The 25,695-nt window shown below is 63.5% G+C and carries 24 protein-coding genes and 1 pseudogene; 24 read left to right on the forward strand and 1 reads right to left on the reverse strand.

Translation table 11 applies throughout. The features are described from left to right. Positions 1-153: 153 nt before the first annotated feature. The 23 genes and pseudogenes from argS to JGU72_RS26375 all read left to right on the forward strand — a co-directional run bounded on the left by argS (position 154) and on the right by JGU72_RS26375 (position 23,502). Positions 154-1,806, forward strand: a complete 1,653-nt coding sequence (argS, locus tag JGU72_RS26265; protein ID WP_199687093.1) for an arginine--tRNA ligase — start codon at positions 154-156, stop codon at positions 1,804-1,806. Beyond that, positions 1,803-3,224, forward strand: a complete 1,422-nt coding sequence (lysA, locus tag JGU72_RS26270; RefSeq protein WP_199687095.1) for a diaminopimelate decarboxylase — start codon at positions 1,803-1,805, stop codon at positions 3,222-3,224. The genes argS and lysA overlap by 4 nt, the downstream gene beginning before the upstream one ends. Then, on the forward strand, positions 3,221-4,549 hold the full coding sequence (locus tag JGU72_RS26275; protein ID WP_374101160.1) for a homoserine dehydrogenase: 1,329 nt from the start codon (positions 3,221-3,223) through the stop codon (positions 4,547-4,549). Before lysA ends, JGU72_RS26275 begins: the two co-directional genes overlap by 4 nt. A gap of 2 nt (positions 4,550-4,551) precedes the next feature. Continuing rightward, complete coding sequence (thrC, locus tag JGU72_RS26280; RefSeq protein WP_199687097.1) at positions 4,552-5,628, forward strand: threonine synthase; 1,077 nt, start codon at positions 4,552-4,554, stop codon at positions 5,626-5,628. Positions 5,629-5,653: 25 nt separating this feature from the next. After that, positions 5,654-6,586, forward strand: coding sequence for a homoserine kinase (gene thrB, locus JGU72_RS26285; protein ID WP_199687099.1), 933 nt, complete (start codon positions 5,654-5,656; stop codon positions 6,584-6,586). A gap of 329 nt (positions 6,587-6,915) precedes the next feature. Beyond that, positions 6,916-8,997, forward strand: coding sequence for a transcription termination factor Rho (gene rho, locus JGU72_RS26290; protein ID WP_199687101.1), 2,082 nt, complete (start codon positions 6,916-6,918; stop codon positions 8,995-8,997). Between the two features lie 168 nt (positions 8,998-9,165). Further along, entirely contained in the window at positions 9,166-9,393 is a 228-nt protein-coding gene (gene rpmE / locus JGU72_RS26295) for a 50S ribosomal protein L31 (RefSeq protein WP_199687103.1), read from the forward strand. 93 nt (positions 9,394-9,486) lie between these two features. Continuing rightward, a complete protein-coding gene (gene prfA / locus JGU72_RS26300) occupies positions 9,487-10,566 on the forward strand; it encodes a peptide chain release factor 1 (RefSeq protein ID WP_199687105.1) in 1,080 nt (359 codons plus the stop codon). A gap of 18 nt (positions 10,567-10,584) precedes the next feature. Beyond that, on the forward strand, positions 10,585-11,478 hold the full coding sequence (prmC, locus tag JGU72_RS26305; RefSeq protein ID WP_199687106.1) for a peptide chain release factor N(5)-glutamine methyltransferase: 894 nt from the start codon (positions 10,585-10,587) through the stop codon (positions 11,476-11,478). Positions 11,479-11,482: 4 nt separating this feature from the next. After that, the gene (locus JGU72_RS26310) at positions 11,483-12,148 is read left to right on the forward strand and encodes an L-threonylcarbamoyladenylate synthase (protein ID WP_199687107.1); all 666 of its coding nucleotides are present in this window, start codon (positions 11,483-11,485) and stop codon (positions 12,146-12,148) included. Next, on the forward strand, positions 12,145-13,449 hold the full coding sequence (locus tag JGU72_RS26315) for a serine hydroxymethyltransferase (RefSeq protein WP_199687109.1): 1,305 nt from the start codon (positions 12,145-12,147) through the stop codon (positions 13,447-13,449). Before JGU72_RS26310 ends, JGU72_RS26315 begins: the two co-directional genes overlap by 4 nt. 43 nt (positions 13,450-13,492) lie before the next feature. Then, complete coding sequence (locus JGU72_RS26320) at positions 13,493-14,638, forward strand: glycosyltransferase family 4 protein (protein WP_199687161.1); 1,146 nt, start codon at positions 13,493-13,495, stop codon at positions 14,636-14,638. A gap of 212 nt (positions 14,639-14,850) precedes the next feature. Beyond that, positions 14,851-15,057 carry a hypothetical protein gene (locus JGU72_RS26325; RefSeq protein ID WP_199687111.1) on the forward strand — a complete coding sequence of 69 codons (207 nt, stop codon included), beginning with the start codon at positions 14,851-14,853 and terminating at the stop codon, positions 15,055-15,057. Between the two features lie 11 nt (positions 15,058-15,068). Continuing rightward, positions 15,069-15,542 (forward strand): ATP synthase subunit I, encoded by a 474-nt coding sequence (locus JGU72_RS26330; RefSeq protein WP_233533041.1) that lies wholly within the window; start codon positions 15,069-15,071, stop codon positions 15,540-15,542. Continuing rightward, positions 15,539-16,306: a F0F1 ATP synthase subunit A gene (gene atpB / locus JGU72_RS26335; protein WP_199687113.1), complete on the forward strand. Its 768-nt coding sequence runs from the start codon at positions 15,539-15,541 to the stop codon at positions 16,304-16,306. The genes JGU72_RS26330 and atpB overlap by 4 nt, the downstream gene beginning before the upstream one ends. 66 nt (positions 16,307-16,372) lie before the next feature. Further along, on the forward strand, positions 16,373-16,627 hold the full coding sequence (locus JGU72_RS26340; RefSeq protein ID WP_199687114.1) for a F0F1 ATP synthase subunit C: 255 nt from the start codon (positions 16,373-16,375) through the stop codon (positions 16,625-16,627). Between the two features lie 9 nt (positions 16,628-16,636). Continuing rightward, positions 16,637-17,158, forward strand: a complete 522-nt coding sequence (locus tag JGU72_RS26345) for a F0F1 ATP synthase subunit B (RefSeq protein ID WP_199687116.1) — start codon at positions 16,637-16,639, stop codon at positions 17,156-17,158. Between the two features lie 6 nt (positions 17,159-17,164). Then, positions 17,165-18,486 (forward strand): annotated as a pseudogene (locus JGU72_RS26350) (F0F1 ATP synthase subunit B/delta). A 95-nt stretch (positions 18,487-18,581) separates the two neighbouring features. Beyond that, entirely contained in the window at positions 18,582-20,237 is a 1,656-nt protein-coding gene (atpA, locus tag JGU72_RS26355; protein ID WP_199687118.1) for a F0F1 ATP synthase subunit alpha, read from the forward strand. Between the two features lie 14 nt (positions 20,238-20,251). Next, entirely contained in the window at positions 20,252-21,175 is a 924-nt protein-coding gene (locus tag JGU72_RS26360; RefSeq protein ID WP_199687120.1) for a F0F1 ATP synthase subunit gamma, read from the forward strand. Continuing rightward, entirely contained in the window at positions 21,176-22,627 is a 1,452-nt protein-coding gene (atpD, locus tag JGU72_RS26365; RefSeq protein ID WP_199687122.1) for a F0F1 ATP synthase subunit beta, read from the forward strand. A gap of 35 nt (positions 22,628-22,662) precedes the next feature. Then, entirely contained in the window at positions 22,663-23,028 is a 366-nt protein-coding gene (locus tag JGU72_RS26370) for a F0F1 ATP synthase subunit epsilon (RefSeq protein ID WP_199687124.1), read from the forward strand. 51 nt (positions 23,029-23,079) lie between these two features. Next, positions 23,080-23,502 carry a DUF2550 domain-containing protein gene (locus JGU72_RS26375; protein ID WP_199687126.1) on the forward strand — a complete coding sequence of 141 codons (423 nt, stop codon included), beginning with the start codon at positions 23,080-23,082 and terminating at the stop codon, positions 23,500-23,502. Here JGU72_RS26375 and JGU72_RS26380 read toward each other — a convergent pair. Next, positions 23,499-24,083, reverse strand: a complete 585-nt coding sequence (locus tag JGU72_RS26380; protein WP_199687128.1) for a cob(I)yrinic acid a,c-diamide adenosyltransferase — start codon at positions 24,081-24,083, stop codon at positions 23,499-23,501. The two genes, JGU72_RS26375 and JGU72_RS26380, sit on opposite strands and share 4 nt — an antisense overlap. Before the next feature lie 103 nt (positions 24,084-24,186). On the opposite strand from JGU72_RS26380, the gene murA reads away from it, so the two are divergent. After that, complete coding sequence (gene murA, locus JGU72_RS26385) at positions 24,187-25,452, forward strand: UDP-N-acetylglucosamine 1-carboxyvinyltransferase (protein WP_199687130.1); 1,266 nt, start codon at positions 24,187-24,189, stop codon at positions 25,450-25,452. Positions 25,453-25,695: the final 243 nt, after the last annotated feature.

Consider the following 25,695-nt stretch of genomic DNA (forward strand, 5'->3'; position numbering starts at 1 on the left):
GGACAAGGTGCTCGTGGTGCTTGCAGGTGCGCGCGACTACCCACAACCCTGCGCAGCCGCCACCCACTCTACGGGTGACCGATTCGGGAGGTCGGTCGCGCGGGATCGATCCGGGTAGGGCGTCCGACCTTGCAGACCATAGGATAGACACCTGTGACTCCTGCCGACCTTGCCGAACTCCTTCGTGGTACTGCTGCGAAGGTGCTTGCCGAGCGAGGCCTCGATCCGTCAGTGCTCCCGGTTGAGCTGAAAGTCGAGCGCCCGCGAAACCCCGAGCACGGTGACTACGCGTCGAACATTGCCATGCAGGTCGGGAAAAAGGCAGGCGTGACGCCGCGCGATTTCGCGGGTTGGCTCGCTACCGCGCTTGCCGAAACCGAGGGCATTGCGTCGGCCGACATCGCCGGTCCCGGCTTTCTGAACATTCGCCTCGATGCGTCCGCGCAGGGTGCGATTCTCTCGAAGGTGCTCGAGGAGCGCGAACGCTACGGCTACGCGACGGACCTCGCCGGCACGTCGATCAACCTCGAATTCGTGTCCGCGAACCCGACGGGCCCGATCCACCTGGGTGGAACTCGTTGGGCCGCAGTCGGAGACGCGCTGGGCCGGATACTGGCCTCGCAAGGCGCCGACGTCACCCGCGAGTACTACTTCAATGACCACGGTGCGCAGATCGACCGGTTTGCGGACTCGCTGCGGGCTTCCGCGAAGGGCGAGCCGACACCGGAAAACGGATACGCCGGCGCCTACATCGGTGAAATCGCGTCGGCCGTCGTCGCTGCGAATCCCGATGTGCTGTCGTTGTCCGACGACACGCAGCGCGAGACTTTTCGCGCGGTCGGCGTCGAGTTGATGTTCGCCCATATCAAGGCGACGCTCCATGATTTCGGCACCGACTTCGACGTGTTCACCAACGAGAGTTCGATGTTCGCATCCGGCGCCGTCGACCGGGCGGTCGAGAAGCTGAAAGCAGAGGGCAGTCTGTACGAGGCCGAGGGCGCTTGGTGGCTGCGGACGACCGACTTCGGCGACGACAAGGATCGCGTCGTCATCAAAAGTGACGGAAGTTCGGCCTACGTAGCCGGTGACATCGCCTACTACCTCGACAAGCGTGAGCGCGGCGCCGACCTGTGCGTCTACATGCTGGGTGCCGACCACCACGGCTATATCGGTCGGCTCAAGGCCGTCGCCGCCGCGTTGGGCGACGATCCCGCATCGGTCGAGGTGTTGATCGGTCAGATGGTCAACCTGGTCCGCGACGGCGTCGCGGTCAAGATGAGCAAGCGCGCGGGCACCGTCATCACCCTCGACGACCTCGTCGAGGCGATCGGCATCGACGCGTCCAGATACGCGCTCGTGCGCTCTTCGGTCAATACGAGCATCGACATCGACCTCGAGTTGTGGACCAAGCAGAACGACGAGAACCCCGTCCTTTATGTGCAGTACGCCCACGCGCGACTGCGGTCGCTCGCGCGCAATGCCGTCGATCTCGGCGTGAGCATCGACAACCCGGACTTCGGTCTGCTCACCACCCCCCACGAAGGCGACCTCATCCGTACGATCGGCGAGTACGCGCGCGTTGTGGCGAGTGCCGCGAATCTGCGTGAGCCGCATCGGGTCGCGCGGTATCTCGAGGATCTCGCGGGTACCTATCACCGGTTCTATGGCGCATGTCGTGTGCTGCCGATGGGAGACGAAGTGCCGAACGAACTGCACACGGCACGGCTGGCGTTGTGTGACGCCACCCGCCAGGTGCTCGCGAACGGACTCGCGTTGCTGGGCGTCAGTGCGCCGGAGCGCATGTGAGCGCGCATCCAGCGGGACCCCGCCACGCCGAAGTCGCCCATGCGCCAAACCTTTCCGAGCGTCCGGCGACAACCGCCGAGCTGACTGCCCTACCCGCGCACGTGTACCCGCGGGGTGCCGAACGGGGGACAGACGGAGTCGTCACGCTCGCGGGTGTCTCGGTGCTCGACCTCGCGACCCAGTACGGCACGCCGCTCTTCGTGATCGACGAGGCGGACTTCCGCTCCCGCTGCCGCGACATCGTGGACGCGTTCGGCCCGAAGGCTCGAATTCATTACGCGTCCAAGGCCTTTCTGTGTAGCGAGATAGCGCGCTGGGTTGCCGACGAGGGTCTGTCGCTCGACGTCTGCTCCGGCGGCGAACTTGCGGTCGCACTGCACGGCGGGTTCCCCGCGGCACGAATTGCGATGCACGGCAACAACAAATCGATCGCCGAGTTGGAGGCCGGCATTCGGGCCGGTGTCGGGCACATCGTCCTCGACTCACTGATCGAGATCGAACGCCTCGACGAGATTGCCGGTCGCGCAGGGATCGTTCAGGACGTGCTCGTCCGCGTAACGGTCGGCGTCGAGGCCCACACACACGAATTCATCTCCACCGCACACGAAGATCAGAAGTTCGGCTTCTCGCTGGCCGGCGGCGATGCGCTCACCGCTGTTCGCCGGGTGTTCGAGACCGCAAACCTGCGCTTGGTCGGTCTGCACAGCCATATCGGTTCGCAAATCTTCGACGTCGACGGCTTCGAGATCGCCGCGCGGCGCGTCATCGGATTGCTGCGCGATGTCGTCGCGGAATTCGGCGTCGAGAAGACCGCGCAGATCGCTGTCATCGACCTCGGTGGTGGTTTGGGCATTTCCTATGTGCCGAGCGACGATCCGCCGCCGATGAGCGAACTCGCAGCCAAACTCAGAGCAATCGTCGCGACCGAATCGGCTGCAGTCGGGCTGCCCGAGCCGATCCTGGCGGTCGAGCCGGGGCGTGCCATCGCCGGGCCGGGTACCGTCACCCTGTACCAGGTCGGCACCATCAAAGATGTTGCGCTGGGCTCGAATACGAGTCGGCGCTACGTCAGTGTCGACGGCGGCATGAGCGACAACATTCGCACCTCGCTCTATCAAGCCGAATACGACTGCCGGTTGGTCTCCCGCGATAGCACCGCCACACCGGTTGTCGCGCGCGTCGTAGGGAAGCACTGCGAGAGTGGCGATGTCGTGATTCGCGATACGTGGATGCCCGAGGACGTCGGACCTGGCGACCTGCTGGCCGTCGCCGCGACGGGCGCGTATTGCTACTCGATGTCGAGCCGCTACAACTTGCTGCCGCGCCCCGCGGTCGTCGCCGTACGAGACGGCAAGGCTCGCTTGATTCTTCGCAGGGAGACAGTGGAAGACCTGCTCAGCCTGGAGGTGACGGAATGACAAGCATCTCGATGAATGCACGGACCGCGGATCAGCCGATCGGAATCGCTGTCCTCGGTATGGGCAACGTCGGCACCGAGGTCGTGCGGATTCTGCGCGACAACGCGGAGGATCTGCGCGCCCGCGTCGGTGCTCCGGTGGTACTGCGAGGAATTGCGGTGCGCCGCAAAGACATCGACCGCGGCGTCCCGGAAGAGTTGCTGACGACCGACGCCGCCGCACTTGTCGCACGCGACGACGTGGACATCGTCGTAGAGGTGATCGGTGGTATCGACCAGCCGCGCTCGCTGATCCTGTCGGCACTGAACTCGGGTAAGTCTGTCGTCACTGCGAACAAGGCGCTGCTTGCCGACTACACGGGCGAACTCGCCGAGGCAGCCGAACGCAATCGCGCGGACCTCTACTTCGAGGCGGCCGTCGCCGGTGCCATCCCCGTCGTGCGCCCGTTGATGCAGTCGCTCGCGGGTGACCGCGTGAACCGCGTCGCCGGAATCGTCAATGGCACAACGAATTACATCCTGTCGGCAATGGCCGAGACCGGTGCCGACTACGCGGAGTCGCTGGCTCAGGCGGGCATCCTCGGATACGCGGAAGCCGATCCGACCGCGGACGTCGAGGGCTACGACGCGGCAGCGAAGGCAGCAATTCTTGCCTCGCTGGCGTTCCACACTCGCGTCACTGCCGCCGATGTCTACCGCGAGGGCATTTCCAAGGTGTCCGCGGAAGACATGACGACGGCAGCGGCTGTCGGCTGCGTCGTGAAACTTCTCGCGCTGTGTGAGCGCGTCGTCGACGAGGACGGCAAGGAGCGGATCTCGGTCCGCGTTCATCCCTCACTCGTTCCACTGAAGCACCCGCTGGCTTCGGTGAACGGGGCGTTCAACGCGGTTGTCGTCGAAGCAGATGCCGCCGGTCGGCTGATGTTCTATGGTCAGGGCGCCGGTGGCGCACCGACCGCGTCCGCCGTGATGGGCGATCTCGTCATGGCGGCACGCAACAAGTTCTACGGTGGTCGCGGACCGGGCGAATCGACGTACGCGAAGTTGCCGATCGCACCGATCGGCGACACGCCGACGCGTTACCACGTGAATATGCAGGTAGCGGATCGACCGGGTGTGCTGGCTGGAGTCGCGGCAGAGTTCGCCAAACGCGGCATCAGTATCTCGACGGTTCGGCAGGAAGGCGCGGGTGAGGGGGCGCGACTGGTCGTGGTCACCCACATTGCCAAGGACTCCGCGCTCGCCGAAACCGTTGCAGCGCTGTCGGAATTGGAATTCGAGGTCGTCGTGAAAAGCGTACTGAGACTGGAAGGCAACGGAGAATGACCATGTCGAACGCTAGGGTTCACACCCCGTGGCCGGGTTTGATCGAGGCGTACCGCGACCGGCTCGCAATCGGCGCCGACTGGAAGCCGGTCACGTTGCGTGAAGGTGGCACACCGCTGCTGCCTGCCGCCGCATTGTCCGAACTGACCGGCTGCGACGTCCACCTGAAGGTCGAGGGCCTCAATCCGACGGGGTCCTTCAAGGACCGCGGCATGACGATGGCGATCACGGACTCGCTGGCGCGCGGTCAGCGCGCGGTGCTCTGCGCATCGACCGGAAACACGTCAGCGTCTGCGGCCGCCTATGCAGCCAAGGCGAAGATGACGTGTGCCGTGCTGATCCCGCAGGGCAAGATCGCGATGGGCAAGCTGGCTCAGGCCGTCATGCACGGCGCCCGAATCATCCAGGTGGAAGGCAACTTCGACGATTGCCTCGAGCTCGCTCGCAAGACGACGGCGGAATTTCCGGAGATCGGTCTGGTCAACTCGGTGAATCCGGCGCGCATCGAAGGGCAGAAGACCGCCGCGTTCGAGATCTGCGACGCGCTGGGTAGGGCGCCCGACGTGCACGCACTTCCGGTCGGCAACGCGGGCAACATCATGGCCTACTGGCGCGGCTACAGCGAGTACTTCGCCGACGGGATCACCACGGTCAAGCCCCGCATGCTCGGCGTACAGGCCGCGGGTGCCGCGCCGCTCGTCAACGGGGCGCCGGTCAAGGATCCCGAGACGATCGCTACAGCCATCCGGATCGGTTCACCGGCTTCCTGGAACGGCGCGGTCAATGCAAAGGAAGAGTCCGGCGGCGCGTTTCGTGCGGCGACGGACGAGGAGATCCTCGAGGCGTACCGGCTCATCGCGGCTACCGAGGGCGTCTTCGTCGAGCCCGCTTCTGCGGCAAGCGTTGCGGGCCTGCTCGCGGCGCGTAAGGAAGGCTGGCTCGACGCCGGCCTGACCGTCGTGTGCACCGTGACCGGAAACGGCCTCAAGGATCCTGACACCGCGCTGCTCGGAATGCCTGTGGTGCAACCGATTTCGGTTGACCCGGTGGCAGTTGCCCGTGCGCTCGAGCTTGCCTGACACCGACCCCGGAGCGAATGACCAGATGACGCAGACCCTTCCGATCGGCCTGACAGTCACCGCGCGCGTTCCGGCGTCGAGTGCGAACCTCGGACCTGGATTCGACACCCTCGGATTGGCATTGGGGTTGTACGACGAGATCACGGTGACGACCACGGCGTCCGGGCTGACGATCCGCGTCGAAGGTGAAGGCGCCGACGACGTGCCATGGGGGCCGTCGCATCTCGTCGTTCGGGCGATCGAGCGCGGGCTCGAATCTGCGGGCGTCTGGGCCGACGGTCTCGACGTCGTGTGCCGCAACGTGATTCCGCATTCCCGGGGCCTGGGTTCTTCCGCCTCGGCTGTGGTCGGGGGACTGGCCGCCGCGAACGGGCTGGCGAGCAAGCTCGATGCCGAGTTCGCACTCACCGACGAGCAATTGGTCCAACTGGCGTCGGAGTTCGAGGGCCACCCCGACAACGCCTCGGCCAGCGTGCTCGGCGGTGCGATCGTTTCCTGGGTCGAGTCCGATTCCGACCACATCGCCGATCGGGCATACCGCGCCGTCCGTATCGAGGTGCACCCCGATATTCGCGCCGTCGCGCTGGTTCCGAGCGAACGCAGTTCCACTGCACATTCGCGCGGGCTGCTCCCGGAGCTGATCCTGCACAGGGACGCGGCCTTCAACGTGAGTCGCGTCGCTCTCGCGGTTGTCGCGCTGACGCAACGGCCCGACCTGCTCCTGCCCGCTACGGCGGACATGATGCACCAGAATCAGCGGGCAGCCGCGTTGCCGCTGTCCACGCGGTGGATCGAAATTCTCCGTTCGGAGGGAATTGCAGCAATGGTTTCGGGCGCGGGTCCGACGGTTCTCGCGCTGGTGACGGATCCTTTTCCGGAGCACCTTCGCGAGCGTGCGGTCGCAGAGGGCCTTGACGTGCTCGAACTCGCGCTCGCCGACGGCGTCGAGGTTATGTGACGGTCGTACGACTCGCCGGGCCACCCAGTTGTTGCCGAGCATCGGGTACCGGGCTATTCTGAGCACTGTCCGTACATCGTGCGCTTCAGACGCCGGTGCTTCACCAGGGCAATCACACCAGCCATACGATCCATTTGGGAAGTTCCAAGTTCTCCATAGCGTTGGGATCGCGCGACTGGGATGATCTCTCGCACCCTCGCTGCGGTGGTGGATGGCTACCGGTCGAAAGGCCTGCACGTACGGCGCACATCCGAGTCCAGCTCGATAGCTGGGCGGCGGGACGAACCCTCGACTCATGCGACCGCAAGCGAGGGAAGGAAAGGACTTCCGTGACCGATACGGACCTGTTCACCACGCCTGTTGCCGATTCTGGGACCGATTCTCCGGTCAGCCAGGCGAGCGAATCACAAACTTCACACACAACACCGGCCGCGCGATCGGCCGAGGCGCCGCGAGGCGGCGGATTGGCTGGAATGTTACTACCTCAATTGCGCGCTCTGGCCGCTGAACTGGGCATTCGCGGTACCTCCGGTATGCGAAAAGGCGACTTGATCGGTGCGATCAACGATCGCCAGACCTCGTCGGCCCCCGCGAAGGCTCCCGCAGCGAAGGGTGCAGTCGTAGAGGCTGCCCCGAAGACCGAGGCTCCGAAGGCCGACGCACCCGCGGCCGACACTGCGGGAGATGCCGGCGAGCGGACCGAAACCGACCGCGGCCGCGATCAGCAGGGCGGCGGCAGGAATCGGCAGCGACGTGGCGCGTCCCGGCAGGCAGGGTCGCCTGAACAGGGCGAATCCACGAACGGAACCGAGCCCGCGGCCGACTCGCGCCAGGCCGAAGCTACGCGGACCGAGGAAGAGACCGCCAAGCCCGACCAGGCCGGCGACCGGCCCGCGCAGGAGAACCAGGGTGGCGACCGTGGCCGTCGCGAACGCGGCAACCAGGGCGAACGTAACCAGGGCGAACGTAACCAGGGCGAACGCAATCAAGGCGAACGCAATCAGGGCGGTAACCAGCAGGGTGAGCGCACCCAGGGTGGCGACCGTAACCAGGGTGACCGGAATCAGAACCGGAATCAGAACAACAACCAGGCCGGAAACAACGGCCCGCGCAACGACAACCGCAACAACGACAACCGCGACGACGACGAAGACGGTCGCGGCGGTCGGCGCGGTCGTCGGTTCCGCGAGCGGCGTCGTGGCCGCGATCGTGGCGAAGCGGGTCCGGGCGATACCGGTCGCGAACCGGAAATCCGCGAGGACGACGTTCTCCAGCCGGTAGCGGGCATCCTCGACGTGCTCGACAACTACGCCTTCGTGCGCACGTCCGGCTATCTCGCCGGCCCGAACGACGTCTACGTGTCGATGAACCTGGTCCGCAAGAACGGGCTACGTCGTGGTGACGCCATCACCGGTGCGGTCCGCGCCGCGCGTGAGGGCGAGCAGAACAACCAGCGCCAGAAGTTCGATCCGCTGGTGCGCTTGGACACGGTCAACGGCGGTGAGGTCGATGCTGCCAAGCGTCGTCCGGAGTTCCAGAAGCTCACGCCGCTGTACCCGAATCAGCGACTGCGCCTCGAGACCCAGCAGAACAAGCTGACGACTCGCGTCATCGACCTGATCATGCCGATCGGCAAGGGGCAGCGCGCACTGATCGTTTCGCCGCCGAAGGCCGGTAAGACGACGATCATGCAGGACATCGCCAACGCGATCGCCATCAACAACCCTGAGTGCTACCTCATGGTCGTGCTGGTCGACGAGCGTCCTGAGGAAGTCACCGACATGCAGCGATCGGTGAAGGGCGAGGTCATCGCCTCGACGTTCGACCGGCCGCCGTCAGACCACACGTCGGTCGCCGAGCTCGCAATCGAGCGGGCGAAGCGTCTGGTCGAGATGGGCAAAGACGTCGTCGTGCTGCTCGACTCGATCACTCGTCTGGGCCGCGCGTACAACAACTCGTCGCCTGCTTCCGGCCGAATCCTTTCCGGTGGTGTCGACTCGACCGCGCTGTACCCGCCGAAGCGATTCCTCGGTGCCGCCCGAAACATCGAGAACGGTGGATCGCTGACGATCATCGCAACCGCGATGGTCGAGACCGGTTCCACCGGCGACACCGTGATCTTCGAGGAGTTCAAGGGCACCGGCAACGCCGAGCTCAAGCTCGATCGCAAGATCGCAGAGCGTCGCGTCTTCCCGGCCGTCGACATCAACCCGTCGGGTACTCGCAAGGACGAGCTGCTCATGAGCCCCGACGAGGCTGCGGTGCTGCACAAGCTGCGTCGTGTCCTTTCCGGACTCGACTCGCACCAGGCGATCGACCTCGTCATCGACCGGTTGAAGAAGTCGCGCAACAACCTCGAATTCTTGATGCAGGTCTCCAAGACTGCGCCGGGAGCTGCGGGCGAGGATTAACCCTCGTTTGCTCAGGAACAAACCAGACCATGTCGTCGTTGTAGCGACCGTGGCCTAGTGGATTAGCAGGTCAAGGGGCCGCTCTGGCATACTGAGCGGTCGAAGTCCGGTTCCGGTTCACGTCTTCGAACGGCGAAGGCGACCCGGCGACCAATGTGAGAGGACACCATGAAGGCAGGAATTCACCCCAACTACGTAGCGACCACGGTCGTGTGCGGTTGTGGAAATACGTTCGAGACGCGCAGCACGAAGGAATCTGGCCAGATTCACGTCGAGGTCTGCTCGCAGTGCCACCCGTTCTACACCGGCAAGCAGAAGATCCTCGATACCGGCGGTCGCGTTGCCCGCTTCGAGGCTCGCTACGGCAAGCGTGCCGGCAAGAAGGCAGACGCTTAGCTTCTCCGCCGACGCCCGTCCTGTGTTCCTAACAGGTCGGGCGTCGGCTTTTTTGTGGGTTTTTGTATTTGCCACACCCGGAGGAGCACACCAATGGCCCGTACGACGCAGGCCTCGGCCATCGACGACATTCTCGCCGAGCACGCGAGTCTCGAACTGCAGCTGGCGGATCCTGCGCTGCACAACGATCCCGGCGCTGCGCGACGCGTCGGAAAGCGTTTCTCCCAGCTCGCGCCGATCATGTCGACGTACACCAAGCTGCAGTCCGCGCGCGACGACCTCGAGGCCGCAAAGGAACTCGCGGCCGACGACTCGAGTTTCGCAGCGGAGATCCCGGACCTAGAGGCAACCGTCGAGGAACTCGATCAGGCGCTGACGGACCTGCTTGCCCCGCGCGATCCACATGATGGCGACGATGTCGTGCTCGAAGTGAAATCGGGGGAGGGCGGCGAGGAATCGGCGCTCTTTGCCGCAGATCTCGCTCGCATGTACATCCGCTATGCCGAACGGTACGGCTGGCGTGTCGAGGTTCTCGATGCGAACATCTCCGACCTCGGCGGGTACAAGGACGCCACGCTGTCGATCAAAGCCAAGAATCCGGAGCGAGACGGCGTCTGGTCGCGCCTGAAGTTCGAGGGCGGGGTTCATCGGGTCCAGCGCGTCCCGGTGACGGAGTCGCAAGGTCGCGTGCACACATCGGCCGCTGGCGTGCTGATTTATCCGGAGCCCGAAGAGGCCGAAGAAGTCCAGATCGACGAAACCGATCTGCGCATCGACGTATACCGGTCGTCGGGCAAGGGCGGACAGGGCGTGAACACGACCGATTCCGCGGTGCGGATCACGCACCTACCCACCGGAATCGTCGTGACCTGCCAGAACGAACGCTCACAGCTCCAGAACAAGGCGCGAGCGATGCAGGTTCTCGCCGCGCGACTGCAAGCCGCCGCTGAGGAAGCTGCGGATGCGGAGGCGTCGGCTGGCCGCGCGAGTCAGGTCCGGACCGTCGACCGCTCGGAGCGAATTCGCACGTACAACTTCCCGGAGAATCGCATCACCGATCACCGGATCGGCTTCAAGGCGCACAATCTCGACGCTGTTCTGGACGGCGACATGGGCGCATTGCTCGACGCGTTGACGAAGGCAGACAGGGAAGCTCGCTTGGCTGTCGAGTGAGCGTGGCAGGCTGTACCTGTGAGTCGACAACCTCTCCGGCCTGCATTGCTGGAGGCCACCGCGCAATTGGCCGCTGCAGGCGTCCACAGTCCGCGTAACGATGCCGAAGAGATTGCGGCGCATTTGCTCGACTGCGAGCGCACGCGGCTCGGGCTCGTGCCGCTGATCGAGCCGACCGTGCTCGAGGCCTACCGGAAGATGATCGATCAGCGGGCCAAACGCATTCCGCTGCAGTACATCACAGGCACCGCCCCGATGGGTGAGATCGACCTGGAGGTCGGCCCTGGCGTTTTCGTTCCCAGGCCCGAGACCGAACTGCTGCTGTGCTGGGCGTTGGGCTTCCTCGAATCCGGGTGTCAGCACCCGCCGGTCGTGCTCGACCTGTGCACTGGTTCGGGCGCACTTGCTCTCGCGATCGCACATGCGCGGCCGGACGCGGTTGTCCACGCGGTCGAGCTGGACAAGCGTGCGCTCACGTGGGCGCGGCGAAACGCCGACTTGCGCGAGGCGGACGGCGACACCCCGGTGACGATCTACGAAGGCGATGTCACAGATCCCTCGTTATTGCCGGAACTCGACGGCAAAGTCGACGTGATCGTCGCCAACCCGCCCTATATTCCCGCCGGGGTTGCCCTGGAACCCGAAGTTGCCGAACACGATCCGGCAATGGCGCTGTTCGCAGGCCCTGAAGGGCTCGACGTGATCACACCGATGATTGCGAATGTTTCGCGGTGGCTGCGCGTCGGCGGCGGCATCGCAATAGAGCACGACGACTCGAACGGTGCGAAGGTCGCCGAGTTGCTCGGCGGTGCGGGCGAGTTCGCCGCCATCGCAGAACATCCTGATCTTGCGGGGAAACCACGGTTTGTCGTCGCGGTGCGTGAACCCGCCCGAGCGACAGTGCGAGGATAGTCGAGTGAGTACGGTCTACGACTGCAACGATCCAGCCTCTCGCGCGGCTGGTCTCGATGCCGCGGCGCGCGTGTTGCGAGCTGGCCGGCTGGTGGTGTTGCCCACCGATACCCTCTACGGAATCGCCGCCGACGCGTTCGACAGCTCTGCCGTCAGCGCGCTGCTCAAGGCCAAGCACAGAGGTCGGGACATGCCTGTTCCCGTCCTGGTCGGGTCCTGGAACACTATCGACGGCCTTGTTCTCTCGGTGCGGCCGCAAGCGCGCGACCTGGTTCGTGCGTTCTGGCCGGGCGGGCTGAGTCTGGTTGTGGAACAAGCGCCCTCACTCGCCTGGGACCTGGGGGATACCCGCGGGACAGTGATGTTGCGCATGCCGCTGCACCCCGTTGCTCTCGAATTACTGCGCGAGATCGGGCCGATGGCGGTGTCGAGTGCGAACGTGTCCGGTTCGCCGCCGGCGCGAACCGTGACCGAAGCACGCGACCAACTCGGTGAATCCGCGACGGTGTACCTCGACGGCGGACCCGCCGAACAGGCGATTGCGTCGACGATCGTCGACCTCACGGGTGACCGACCGCGAGTACTGCGCGCCGGTGCCGTACCTACCGCCGACGTTGCGGAAGTTCTCGGCGTTTCGGTCGATAGCTTGGAGACGAAGGAGAACGCATGACGGACAAGTTCTGGGGGCCGGACTTCGATGAACTCGAACGGACGGACCCCGAGATCGCTGATGTCGTGCTGTCCGAGCTCGATCGACAGCGCGCCGGTCTGCAACTCATAGCCAGCGAGAATCTGACGAGTCCCGCGGTTCTGGCTGCGCTCGGATCGACTCTCAGCAACAAGTACGCCGAGGGGTATCCGGGGCATCGCTACTACGGCGGCTGCGCCGAGGTGGACCGCGCCGAGAATCTGGCCGTCGAGCGCGGCAAAGCACTGTTCGGTGCCGAGCACGTCAACGTCCAGTCACATTCGGGTGCAAGTGCGAACCTCGCGGTGTACGCGGCGTTTGCGCAGCCAGGTGACCCGATCCTCGCTATGAGCCTGCCCCACGGCGGCCATCTCACGCATGGCGCGCGCGTCAACTTCTCGGGAAAGTGGTTCAGCCCGATCCCGTACCACGTCGACAAGAAGACCGAGCTCATCGATTACGACGAGGTCCGCGATCTCGCACTCACGCACCGTCCGCGCATCATCGTCGCCGGCGCTACCGCGTATCCGCGGCTGATCGATTTCGCCGCGTTCCGCAAGATCGCCGACGAGGTCGACGCGATTCTGTGGGTCGACGCTGCGCATTTCATCGGCCTCGTAGCGGGTAAGGCGATTCCGTCGCCGGTGCCGTACGCGGACGTCGTTTCGGCCACGACGCACAAAGTGTTGCGCGGACCACGCGGCGGCATGATCATCTGCCGCGGCGAGCACGCGAAGGCGATCGACAAGGCGGTGTTCCCGTTCAGTCAGGGCGGTCCGCTGATGCATTCGGTGGCGGGAAAGGCAGTCGCGTTCAAAGAGGCGTCGACGCCCGCTTTCCAGGCCTACGCGTCCGCGGTGACCGCGAACGCGGCCGCATTGTCGAAGGCACTCGAAGCCGAGGGTATGCGTGCGGTGTCCGGCGGAACCGACACTCATCTGGCGTTGATCGATCTGCGTGGTCTCGATCCCGCTGTGTCGGGAGCCGACGCCGAGCGGCGGTGCGATCTGGCGCGAATTACCTTGAACAAGAACGCGATTCCCTACGACCCAGCGCCGCCGATGGTGGCGTCCGGTATTCGAGTCGGTTCCGCCGCGCTGACGACGCAAGGCTTCGACGAGGCCGACATGGGCAGGGTCGCTTCGCTGATTGCGCGCGCCGTGAGCGCTGACCCGAGTACCGCAACCGGTGAGCGCGAACTCGCCGCTGTCGTCGACGACGTCACCCAACTCGTTGCCACGAAGCCCGCCTATCCCCGGATGGCGGGGGAGGGGCCGCAGTGACGGTAGCGTTTGCGAGGTGAGTCTCGCCGCCGATTCCAGTGCCATGGTGCTGGCCCAGGTGAGTGGCGGTGCGGGCGTCCCGATCAGGGAATTGCTCCTTGTCCTTTTCACTGCCGCCGTCGTCACGTTCCTCGCCACCGGCGGGGTCCGGGTCCTTGCGATCACGTTCGGCGCCGTCGCCGTACCGCGTGATAGAGATGTTCATACCGAGCCGATTCCACGCATGGGCGGCGTCGGAATGTACGTCGGAATGGTCACCGCGCTGTTGTTCGCGCAGCAACTTCCGGCACTGACCCGTGGGTTCGAGTTCAACCGGGACATCTTTGCGGCGCTGACTGCCGGTTTGGTAATCGTGCTGGTCGGCGCGATCGACGATCGGTGGGGTCTGGATGCGCTGACGAAATTCGTCGGCCAGGTGACTGCGGCCGGAGTTCTCGTCCTGATGGGCGTGACCTGGTTTCTCATCTACAACCCGTTTGCCGAGAGCACCGTCATTCTGGACCAGCTCCAATCCGGTCTTGTCACGATCGCCGTCACCGTTGTCATGGTCAACGCGATGAACTTCGTCGACGGACTCGACGGACTAGCTGCTGGAATGGGGTTGATCGCAGCCCTCGCGATCTGCGTCTATTCCGTCGGTCTGCTCCGCGAACAGGGCGGCGACGTCAGCGTCTACCCGCCGGCGTTGCTCGCCGCGGCGCTGGCGGGAGCGTGTCTCGGCTTTCTCCCGCACAATTTCCAGCCTGCACGGATCTTCATGGGCGACTCCGGATCGATGTTGATCGGGCTGATGCTCGCGACGATCTCGACCAGCGCGTCGGGCAAGATCACCCCCACCGCGTACGGGATCCGCGACATCCTCGGTCTCCTCACACCGCTGCTCCTCGTAGGCGCGGTGATGTTCATCCCGATCCTCGATCTTCTGCTCGCGGTGGTCCGCCGTACCCGGGCCGGCGTCAGCCCGTTCAGTCCGGACAAGATGCACCTGCACCATCGGCTTCTGCAGATCGGGCACTCGCATCGACGTGTGGTTTTGCTCATCTATTTGTGGGTCGGCGTGCTGGCGTTCGGTGCGGTCGGATCGGCTTTGATAGATCGCCGGGTCGTCGTCCTACTCGTGGCGGGTGGACTGGTGTTTGCGCTGGTAGTAACGGCTGTTCCGACGTTTCGGTACCGCGACGACTACTGAGATATTTGTCCCATTAGTCGCGACTCGACACCGCCTCACCACGTCTACTACACTGTGTCGTGGGCAAGGAAAATTGCTTGCCGACGCTGTGATACGGTTTCGCTGTTCGCGCCTTAGTGGGGCTTATGTCCCTGTGGGTCGAGCATTCCGACCGAAAAGGAGCTGTGCGTGAGTGATTCCTGCGTGCACATGGGCGCGAGCTAGCCGCGAAAGTGGCGAGTGAACCGCCCAGCCCCGCTCAGCTGATCGGGCTCGGTGCCGGGATCGTGGGTTTCATAATCTTCGGTCTGGTGATCGGCCTGCTGCTGGACGGCGTCCTGGATACGTCGCCGTTGTTCGTCGCCCTCGGGCTCGGACTCGGCATCGTGGGTGCAGCTGGAACATTGATAGTTCAGTTTCGAGCGTTCATGAAGGATTGAGGAAGAGGCAGATGGCGATGGCGCCACCGGATTCTGAGCCGCTACGCGAGCAGCGTGGCGATGGGGACAGTTCCCCAGACGAGCGCAGCGACGGTGGCAGGCTTTTGCCAGCAATGCCGTTGAACCTGCGCCTTCCCGCGATCATCGGAGCGGTGATCGGCGTTCTCGCGCTGATGTTGACGGGCTGGCTCGGCCACGTCCTCATGGGATTCCTGATCTGTTTCGGTTTGGCCCTCGGGCTGCTCAATATGTGGCTCGTGCAGAACGCGGTCAGCCGCGTCACGGCTACTGATCACCCGAGTAAGCAGATGATGGCGCTGTCTTCGGCATCCCGATTGCTCATCATCACCGTTATTGCGCTCGTGATAGGTTTCCTGCTGAAACCCGATGGTCTAGGCGTCTTCATCGGGCTCGCGATCTCCCAAGTCGTACTCGTTCTGACCACCACTGTGCCCGTTCTGAAAGGACTTCGCCAGCAATCATGACTGACCAAGTTCTTGCCGAAGCGAAAATCGAAGTTGGCAAACACACCGAGCTCGAGCTGTTCGGTCTGACGTTCAATCTCGACACAATTATCGCGACACTGGTAGCGGCAGCCATCGTCCTCGCTTTAGCTTTCTACCTCCGCTCGAAACTGACTTCCGGCGTTCCCAACGGAGTGCAGCTGTTCTTCGAGGGTGTCACCGTGCAGTTCCGCAACCAGGTCGAAAGCGCAATCGGGTTGAAGATCGCCCCGTTCGCGCTGCCGGTCGCCGTTGCGCTGTTCGTATTCATCCTCGTATCGAACTGGCTCTCGGTTCTTCCGTTCCAGATCGGCGAAATCAACATCGGCTCAATGCATATCGCGCACGGTGAGCTGATCAAGCCGCCTGCGTCCGACGTCAACTTCGTCTATGCACTGGCGCTGTTCGTCTTCGTCTTCTATCACTACGCGGGTGCCCGTCGCCGCGGCTTCGGAACCCACCTCAAGCAATTGACCAAGGGTCACGTCGCGTTCCTTGCGCCGATCAACCTCATCGAAGAGATCGCGAAGCCGATTTCACTGTCTCTTCGACTCTTCGGCAATATGTTCGCCGGCGGAATCATGGTCGGCCTCATCGCACTGTTCCCCCCGTACATCCTCTGGGGGCCGAACGCGGTGTGGAAGCTCTTCGACTTGTTCGTCGGACTGATCCAGGCGTTCATCTTCGCGTTGCTGACGATCCTGTACTTCAGTCAGTCGATGGCGTTGGAGGACGAGCACCACTAGTTTCGCCAGCTCCAGTTAGCCGAAATTCCAACTCAGGTCTCACAAAGAAAAAAAGGAAGTGAAGTCATGGCAGCAGATCCCCAAATCGTTTCCGGCGCTCTGATCGGTGGCGGCTTGATCATGGCCGGCGGTGCAATCGGCGCCGGTATCGGTGACGGACTCGCGGGTTCGCAGCTCATCGCCGGCGTCGCTCGCCAGCCCGAGGCCCAGTCTCGACTGTTCACCCCGTTCTTCATCACCGTCGGTCTGGTCGAGGCGGCGTACTTCATCAACCTCGCATTCATGGCACTGTTCGTGTTCGCCACTCCCGGCGCTACATAAACCGCGCATATGTACAGCGCATTTCTCGTTGCCCAGGGTGAGGAGAGTGGGGAAAAGCAAAGTAACTTCCTCATTCCAAACGCCACCTTCTTCGTCGAGCTCATCATCTTCTTTGTCGTGCTCGCGGTTATCTGGAATTTCGTTGTGCCGCCGATCCGCGCTGTTCTGCAGGAGCGCGCAGATCGCGTAGCGAAGACGACCGACGATAACCACAGGGCGGCAAGAGCATTCGCCGACGCTGATGCCAAGTACAAGGGCGAGCTCGCTGCCGCCCGCTCCGAAGCAGGCAAGATTCGGGACGAGGCACGCAGTGAAGGTCAGAAGATCCTCGACGATATGAGGGCGAAGGCACGTCGGGAAGCTGATGGTGTTCAGCAGGAAGCCGACGCGCAGTTGCAGGCTCAGGCCGAGCAGGTCGCATCGCAGGTCAGGCCTGCGATCGGTGCATTGTCGTTCACGCTGGCCGATCGCATCCTGGGCGTCGGCGGCGCCGACAAGTCCTCATTCGCCGACCAATCCGGGCGAGGGTAGTTACAGATGGGTATTTTTCTCGGCCAGCTCGTCGGCTTCGCGCTGATCGTCTTCGTGATCATGCGATACGTCGCGCCACCGGTCAAAACTTTGATGGCCAAGCAGCAAGGCGAGGTTCGCGATCAGCTAGCCGAGAGCGAGAAGGCCGCGGAGCGCTTGGCAGAAGCCAAGAAAGCGCACGAAGATGCGGTTTCGCAAGCGCGAAACGAAGCAGCGCAAATCCGTGAGGAAGCTCGTGCAGATGCGCAACGCATTGCCGCACAGCTTCGCGAGCAAGCTGACGCCGAGGTCGCTCGAATCAAGCAGCACGGTGTCGAGCAGATCGAGCTTCAGCGTCAGCAGTTGATTCGCACGCTGCAGCAAGAACTCGGTACGGCTGCGGTAGGCGAGGCAACCGACCTCGTCAAACGTCGGCTTGCCGATCCGAGCGAGCAGTCCGCGACGGTTGATCGTTTCCTCGACGAACTCGAGGCAATGGCCGGCGACAACAACAAGGGGGCTTCCTGATGCACGCCGCAAGCAGGGATTCGCTGAAAGTTGTTCAGGGCCGCTTCGACGAGTTGGTTACTGATCTCGATTCTTCGGGCCTGAAGCAACTGGGCGACGAGCTTTCGTCCGTCGTGCGGCTCCTCTCGAAGGAAGTTCTGCTGCGCAAGCACTTTGCCAGCCGGGCGGAAGACGATAGTGCTCGTAAGACTGCGTTGGTCGACGGAGTGTTCGGCGAGAAAGCCGGCGAGCCGACGCTGGAGGTGCTGCGAAGTGCCGTCGCGGAGCGTTGGTCGAAGTCGCGCGACCTCAACAGCGCACTCGAGCGGTTGGCACATCTCGCCGTTCTCATCGACGCCGAGCGCGCCGACGCAATCGAGAGCACAGAAGACGAACTTTTCCGGTTCGGGCGTGCACTCGATGCGACTCCGCGCCTTTCATCGCTGCTCAGTGACGAGTCGACCGACTTCGACGGTCGTCTGCAATTGCTCGACAACGTCCTCGCGGGTAAGGCGAACTCCTACACCGAGAGCCTTCTGAAGCAGGCGCTGCGTTTGCTGCAGGGGCGGTCGTTCGAAGTCGTCGTGCCTGAACTCGCTGACTTGGCGGCGAATCGCCGCGGCGAGTCGGTTGCCCAAGTGACGGCGGCCAATGCGTTGACCGAAGAACAGACCGAGCGGCTCGAACGCGTGCTGTCGCAGATCTACGGTCGCAACATGTCGGTCCAGCTGGATATCGATCCCAAGGTCCTCGGCGGTCTTTCGATCACCGTTGGCGACGAAGTCGTCGACGGAACGGTTGCATCCCGTTTGGCCAGCGCGTCCCACTACGTTCCGCACTAGATCCAGCCGCGTTATGTCGAGCCGGCTCCGCCGATCGACGCACAACCGAATCACAGAGCCACACACGAAATTCGAAAGCAGGGAAACCGATAGCCATGGCGGAGTTGACGATCTCATCCGAAGAGATTCAGGGCGCGATTGAAAAATACGTCGCCACGTTCTCGTCCGAAACCTCTCGCGAAGAGATCGGCATCGTTGCCGACACCGGTGACGGTATCGCGCACGTCGAGGGGCTGCCCTCGGCGATGACGCAGGAACTGCTCGAGTTCCCCGGCGGCGTCCTCGGTGTCGCGCTGAACCTCGACGAGGGCAGCATCGGCGCCGTTATCCTCGGTGACTACGAAGGCATCCAGGAGGGTCAGCAGGTCAAGCGCACCGGCGAGGTCCTCTCGGTGCCCGTCGGCGACAAGTTCCTCGGTCGCGTCATCGATCCGCTTGGGCACCCGATCGACGGTCTCGGTGAGATCGAGGCGGAGGCCCGACGCGCTCTCGAAATTCAGGCTCCGTCGGTCGTGCAGCGACAGGGCGTGAGTGAGCCGCTGCAGACCGGCATCAAGGCCATCGACTCGCAGACCCCGATCGGCCGCGGCCAGCGTCAGCTGATCATCGGTGACCGCAAGACCGGCAAGACTGCGGTGTGCGTCGACACGATCATCAACCAGAAGCAGGCTTGGGAGACCGGGGACCCGGATCAGCAGGTCCGCTGCGTCTACGTCGCAGTCGGTCAGAAGGGTTCGACGATCGCCGCCGTGCGCCAGGGCCTCGAAGATGCCGGCGCACTCGAGTACACGACGATCGTTGCTGCACCCGCGTCCGACTCGGCCGGTTTCAAGTGGCTTGCGCCGTACACCGGTTCGGCTATCGGCCAGCACTGGATGTACGCAGGCAAGCACGTTCTGATCATTTTCGACGACCTGACCAAGCAGGCAGAGGCCTACCGCGCAATCTCGCTTCTGCTGCGTCGTCCGCCGGGCCGCGAGGCGTACCCCGGTGACGTCTTCTACTTGCACTCTCGCTTGCTGGAGCGTTGCGCGAAGCTGTCCGACGAGCTCGGCGGTGGCTCGATGACCGGACTGCCGATCATCGAGACGAAGGCCAACGACATCTCGGCCTACATCCCGACGAACGTCATCTCGATCACCGACGGTCAGTGCTTCCTCGAGACCGACCTGTTCAACCAGGGCGTGCGTCCGGCGATCAACGTCGGTGTCTCGGTTTCCCGCGTCGGTGGCGCCGCACAGATCAAGGCCATGAAAGAGGTTGCCGGTTCGCTGCGCCTCGATCTGTCGCAGTACCGCGAGTTGGAAGCATTCGCCGCGTTCGCTTCCGATCTCGATGCGACGTCGAAGGCTCAGCTCGACCGTGGCGCTCGCCTCGTCGAGCTCCTGAAGCAGCCGCAGTACAGCCCGCTTTCGGTCGAGGAGCAGGTTGTCGCGATCTTCCTCGGCACCAAGGGCCACCTGGACTCGGTTCCGGTCGCGGACGTGATCCGCTTCGAAAGCGAGTTCCTCGACTTCGTGCGCGGACGTCACGAGGGCATCCTCACCAACATCCGCGAGTCGAAGAAGTTGGGCGACGACGGTACGGAAGCGATCGAGAAGGCAGTGGAGGAGTTCAAGAAGGGCTTCTCTACGTCGGACGGCAGCTCCGTGATCGAAGAGAAGGAAGAGGCGAAGGAAGAATCGCCGGATTCCGACAAGGAAGAGACCGAAAAGGTGACAGTCCACCGGTCCGCTCCCGATAAGAAATAAGGGTGCGAATCTAAATGGGCGCACAGATCAGGGTCCTTCGCCGAAGGATCAAATCAGCGGGGTCGATCAAGAAGATCACCAAGGCCCAGGAGCTGATTGCTACATCACGCATCTCCAAAGCGCAGGCCCGCGTCGTTGCGGCGCGGCCCTACGCGGAGGAAATGACGAAGGTTCTCACGACGCTTGCGGATGAGTCGACACTTGATCATCCGCTCCTGGTCGAGCGCGAAAAACCAAGCCGGGCGGGCGTGCTCGTCGTGTCCTCCGATCGCGGTTTGTGCGGCGGCTACAACGCCAACGTGCTGCGTACCGCGGAGGAACTTCTCGAGAAGCTTCGTTCCGAGGGTAAAGAACCTGTCGTCTACACAGTCGGCCGAAAGGCGCTGAACTACTACCGTTTCCGCGAGCGTGACGTCACGCAGTCGTGGACCGGGATCTCCGAAAAGCCGGAATACGACCATGCGACGGAGATCGCGGGCACGTTGGTGGCCGCGTTTTTGGAGGGGACGGACGTCCCCTTCGACGATCCGCTACCTGGCGAGGTCACTGGCGTAGACGAACTGCATATCGTCTTCACCGAGTTCCGGTCCATGCTCTCGCAGACCGCAGTTGCTCGGCGGATTGCGCCGATGGTTGTGGAGTACTCGGACGAGCCCAAGCGTACGGAGTTCGAATTCGAACCGGACGCACAGGAACTGTTCGACACCTTGCTGCCGCGTTATCTCGCTACGCGGGTTTACTCCGCCATGCTGGAGGCGGCTGCTTCGGAGTCGGCCGCCCGCCGGCGCGCGATGAAGGCCGCAACCGACAACGCGGACGACCTCATCAAGGCACTCACGCTGCAGGCCAACCGTGCGCGCCAAGCTGCGATCACCCAAGAAATCAGTGAAATCGTCGGCGGCGTTGACGCGCTAGCCGCAACAGGAAGTGACGACTAGATGACTGCCGCCGTAACCGATAAGAAAGACGCTGGCGCTGCCGATCGCGCCGGTCGCGTCGTCCGGGTGACTGGCCCGGTCGTCGACGTCGAGTTCCCCCGTGGTGCCGTGCCGGAGCTTTTCAGCGCTCTGCATGCGGAGATCACGTTCCCCGACATGGCCAAGACCCTGACTCTCGAGGTTGCTCAGCACCTCGGCGACAACCTGGTCCGCACCATCTCCATGCAGCCGACCGACGGACTTGTTCGTGGTGTCGACGTCACTGACACCGGTGCGCCTATTTCGGTGCCGGTTGGCGACGGCGTGAAGGGCCACGTGTTCAACGCCCTCGGCCATTGCCTCGATGAACCCGGCTACGGCGATGACTTCGAAAAGTGGGCCATCCACCGCAAGCCACCTGCGTTCGACCAGCTCGAGGGTCGCACCGAGATGCTCGAGACCGGCCTGAAGGTCGTCGACCTCCTCACGCCGTATGTGCGTGGTGGAAAGATCGGTCTGTTCGGCGGCGCCGGTGTCGGCAAGACGGTTCTGATCCAGGAGATGATCAACCGTATTGCCCGCAACTTCGGTGGTACGTCGGTATTCGCCGGTGTCGGTGAGCGCACCCGTGAGGGCAACGACCTCTGGGTCGAACTTGCGGACGCCGACGTCCTCAAGGACACGGCCCTAGTGTTCGGCCAGATGGACGAGCCGCCCGGCACGCGTATGCGCGTCGCACTGTCGGCACTGACCATGGCGGAGTACTTCCGCGACGAGCAGAACCAAGACGTGCTGCTCTTCGTCGACAACATCTTCCGCTACACGCAGGCCGGTTCCGAGGTTTCCACGCTGCTCGGCCGCATGCCGTCCGCCGTTGGTTACCAGCCCACCCTTGCCGACGAGATGGGTGAGCTCCAGGAGCGCATCACGTCGACCAAGGGCCGCTCGATCACGTCGATGCAGGCCGTGTACGTGCCCGCTGACGACTACACCGACCCGGCGCCTGCCGCGACCTTCGCCCACCTCGACGCCACCACGGAACTTTCGCGTGCAGTGTTCTCGAAGGGCATCTTCCCCGCCGTCGACCCGCTCGCATCGTCTTCGACGATTCTTCTCCCGGGCATCGTCGGCGAGGATCACTACCGGGTTTCGCAGGAAGTCATCCGCATCCTGCAGCGCTACCAGGACCTCCAGGACATCATCGCGATTCTCGGTATCGACGAGCTGTCCGAAGAGGACAAGCAGCTGGTCAACCGCGCGCGTCGGATCGAGCGCTTCCTGTCGCAGAACATGATGGCTGCCGAGCAGTTCACCGGCCAGCCGGGCTCGAACGTTCCGCTCAAGGAGACCATCGAGGCGTTCGACAAGCTCACGAAGGGCGACTTCGATCACCTTCCCGAGCAGGCGTTCTTCCTCATCGGCGGCCTCGAGGATCTGCAGAAGAAGGCAGAGGGACTTGGTGTCAAGTTCTAGAAGGCCGGTGCTGATCACAGGAAGGGGCGCGTGACATGAGCGAAGTGCAAGTCGATCTGGTTGCTGTCGACCGCCGCGTGTGGTCGGGAAATGCGACTTTCGTGTTCGCTCGCACCGTGAGCGGTGAGATCGGCATCCTGCCGAATCACATCCCCCTCGTCGCGCAGTTGGTCGATGACGCCATGGTCCGTATCGATTCCGTCGACGAGGGTGAACTGAAGTTCGCCGTCGACGGCGGCTTCCTTTCGGTGAACGGCGAGTCGGTGACGATCCTGGCGGAGAGCGTCGAGTCTGCTGAGGACATCGACGTCGATGCGGCACAACGCGATTCCGAGTCGTCCGACGAGCAGACAGCGGCCCGCGGCCGCGCTCGTCTTCGTGCAGTGGGACGTTCGGTCTAGTACAACTCGGGCGGCTGCGAGAGGAAGGCAGGACCAGCATTGCAGACCGGAATGATTCTGTTGATCATTCTGGTTGCGATGCTGGCCGTCCTCTTCGCAGCGTCCGTGTACCGCTTGATGATGTTGCGGCGGGGTGGAACCTCGGCGATCATCCGTACGACACCCGGCGTCGGTGGGCAAGGTTGGCGCCACGGCTTGATTCGCTACGGCGATGAGTCATTCGTTTTTTACAAACTTTCCAGCCTGCGCCTGGGTCCCGATGTGCGAGTGAACCGGCAGGGGATAACTGTCGAAGACCGTCGCGGACCACGCGACAGCGAGTTCGACATCATGACGGACGAAATCGTCGTTCTCACCGTTGCCGAGGGTGGCCGCACTATCGAGGTTGCGCTAGACCGTGGCGCATTGACCGCGTTTCTTTCCTGGGTCGAATCCCGGCCATCGGGTCGTTCGATGCGTGGCCGGCTCGGCTAACTTTCGTCCGCGAGATCGCCGCCAGGCTGCCAAAGTACGTCGCCATCCGGATTTGCAACGCGGCTCAGGATGAAAAGCAGGTCCGACAGCCGGTTGAGGTACTTCGCCGGCAGAACATTCGTCGTTTCGGGGTACGCGTCTATTGCCGACCAAGCCGAACGCTCGGCCCGCCTCGCGATCGTCCGGGCGGCATGGAGCAGTGCACCCAGGGGAGTTCCGCCCGGGAGTATGAACGAATGCAGCGGCTCGAGTTCGTCGTTGAACTGATCGCACCACTGTTCCAGGCGATCGATATGTGCCTGCCGAATGCGGAGCGGCGGATACTGGGGATCGGCGACGACCGGAGTCGACAGGTCGGCGCCGGCGTCGAAAAGGTCGTTCTGAACGACGCGCAGTACCTCGCGGACATTTGCTGTGGGATTGCCGAGCGCGATCGCAACGCCGATGCTTGCATTGAGCTCGTCGCAGTCGGCATACGCCGCGAGGCGAGGGTCGTTCTTGGAGATTCGCGAAAAGTCGCTGAGCCCGGTGGTGCCGTCGTCGCCGGTCCGGGTGTAGATCCGCGTGAGATGTACGGCCATGCCGCAACGGTACCGGCAAAGATCGGGGGACTTCTCGCGTCCTCGTCACATTCTCACGTGGTCGTGGTTCGTGGTCTGCCCAGGCTGACTAGGCTGTCCCACTGTGAGCGAACGCTTCCTTGTCACAGGCGGTAACCGGCTGATCGGTGAAGTTGCCGTAGGCGGTGCGAAGAACAGCGTGCTCAAACTTATGGCTGCCGCACTGCTTGCCGAAGGCACCAGCACGATTACCAACTGCCCGGACATTCTCGATGTTCCCCTGATGGCGGAGGTGTTGCGGGGGTTGGGGTGCGACGTCGTGCTCGAAGGCGACGAAGTACGCATAACGACACCTGCGGAGCCCAAGTATCAGGCGGATTTTCCCGCGGTACGGCAGTTTCGAGCATCGGTCTGCGTCCTCGGTCCGTTGGTTGCGCGGTGCCGTCGCGCCGTAGTCGCGCTGCCAGGTGGGGATGCGATCGGTTCTCGACCGCTGGACATGCACCAAGCTGGTCTGCGGCTGTTGGGGGCACATGCCGAGATCGAGCACGGCTGCGTCGTAGCGCGCGCCGACGAATTGCAGGGTGCAAAGATCCGTCTGGACTTCCCGTCAGTGGGTGCGACAGAGAACATCCTGATGGCGGCGGCACTCGCCGAAGGTGAGACCGTCATCGACAACGCGGCACGTGAACCGGACATCGTCGATCTGTGCAACATGCTGGTCCAGATGGGCGCCAAAGTCACCGGTGCCGGTACCTCGACGCTGAACATTCGAGGTGTGAAGCGGCTCGAGCCGACGACGCATCGGGTGATCGGAGACAGGATCGTCGCGGCGACGTGGGGAATTGCGGCCGCGATGACCATGGGCGATGTGCGGGTGACCGGAGTCAACCCGAAGCACCTGTCACTCGTGCTCGACAAACTGCGGGCGGCCGGTGCAAAGGTGACGTTCGAGCCGGATGGCTTCCGTGTCGAGCAGAAGGAGCGCCCCAAGGCGGTCAACTTCTCGACTCTGCCGTTCCCGGGATTTCCGACTGACCTGCAGCCCATGGCAATCGGCCTGGCGGCGGTAGCCGACGGAACGTCGATGATCACCGAGAACGTCTTCGAGGCCCGCTTCCGGTTCGTCGAAGAGATGATCAGGTTGGGAGCCGACGCCCGCACGGACGGACATCATGCAGTGGTGCGTGGGATTCCACGCCTGTCCAGTGCGCCGGTGTGGTCGTCGGACATTCGTGCCGGAGCCGGCCTCGTGCTCGCGGGGTTGGTTGCGGATGGCACGACCGAGGTCCACGACGTCTACCACATCGATCGCGGGTACCCCCGATTCGTCGAGATTCTGCAGGAGCTCGGCGGCGATATCGAACGCGTGGGGACCGAAGGGGGGTAGGCGGATTCCCGCAAGTTTGGGTTGTGGCCGCCGCCACATTTGCCAATTTTTGCGGTGGCTGCGCGGGAAGTCCGTTAGTCGAACGCCGTGACCTGCAGCTATTCACCGAATCATGCTGCTGACCAGGCGATTTGACGTGGTGTTCTTGTTCACGTAACTTTCTTCAAGTCAGAGCGACACGGACACCGACCCGGAGCCGAGAGGCCAGAGCCGCAAGGTTCACGGGACACGAGGTTGGACGGT

It is taken from the genome of Antrihabitans auranticaus, assembly GCF_016481275.1.
GTDB lineage: Bacteria > Actinomycetota > Actinomycetes > Mycobacteriales > Mycobacteriaceae > Antrihabitans.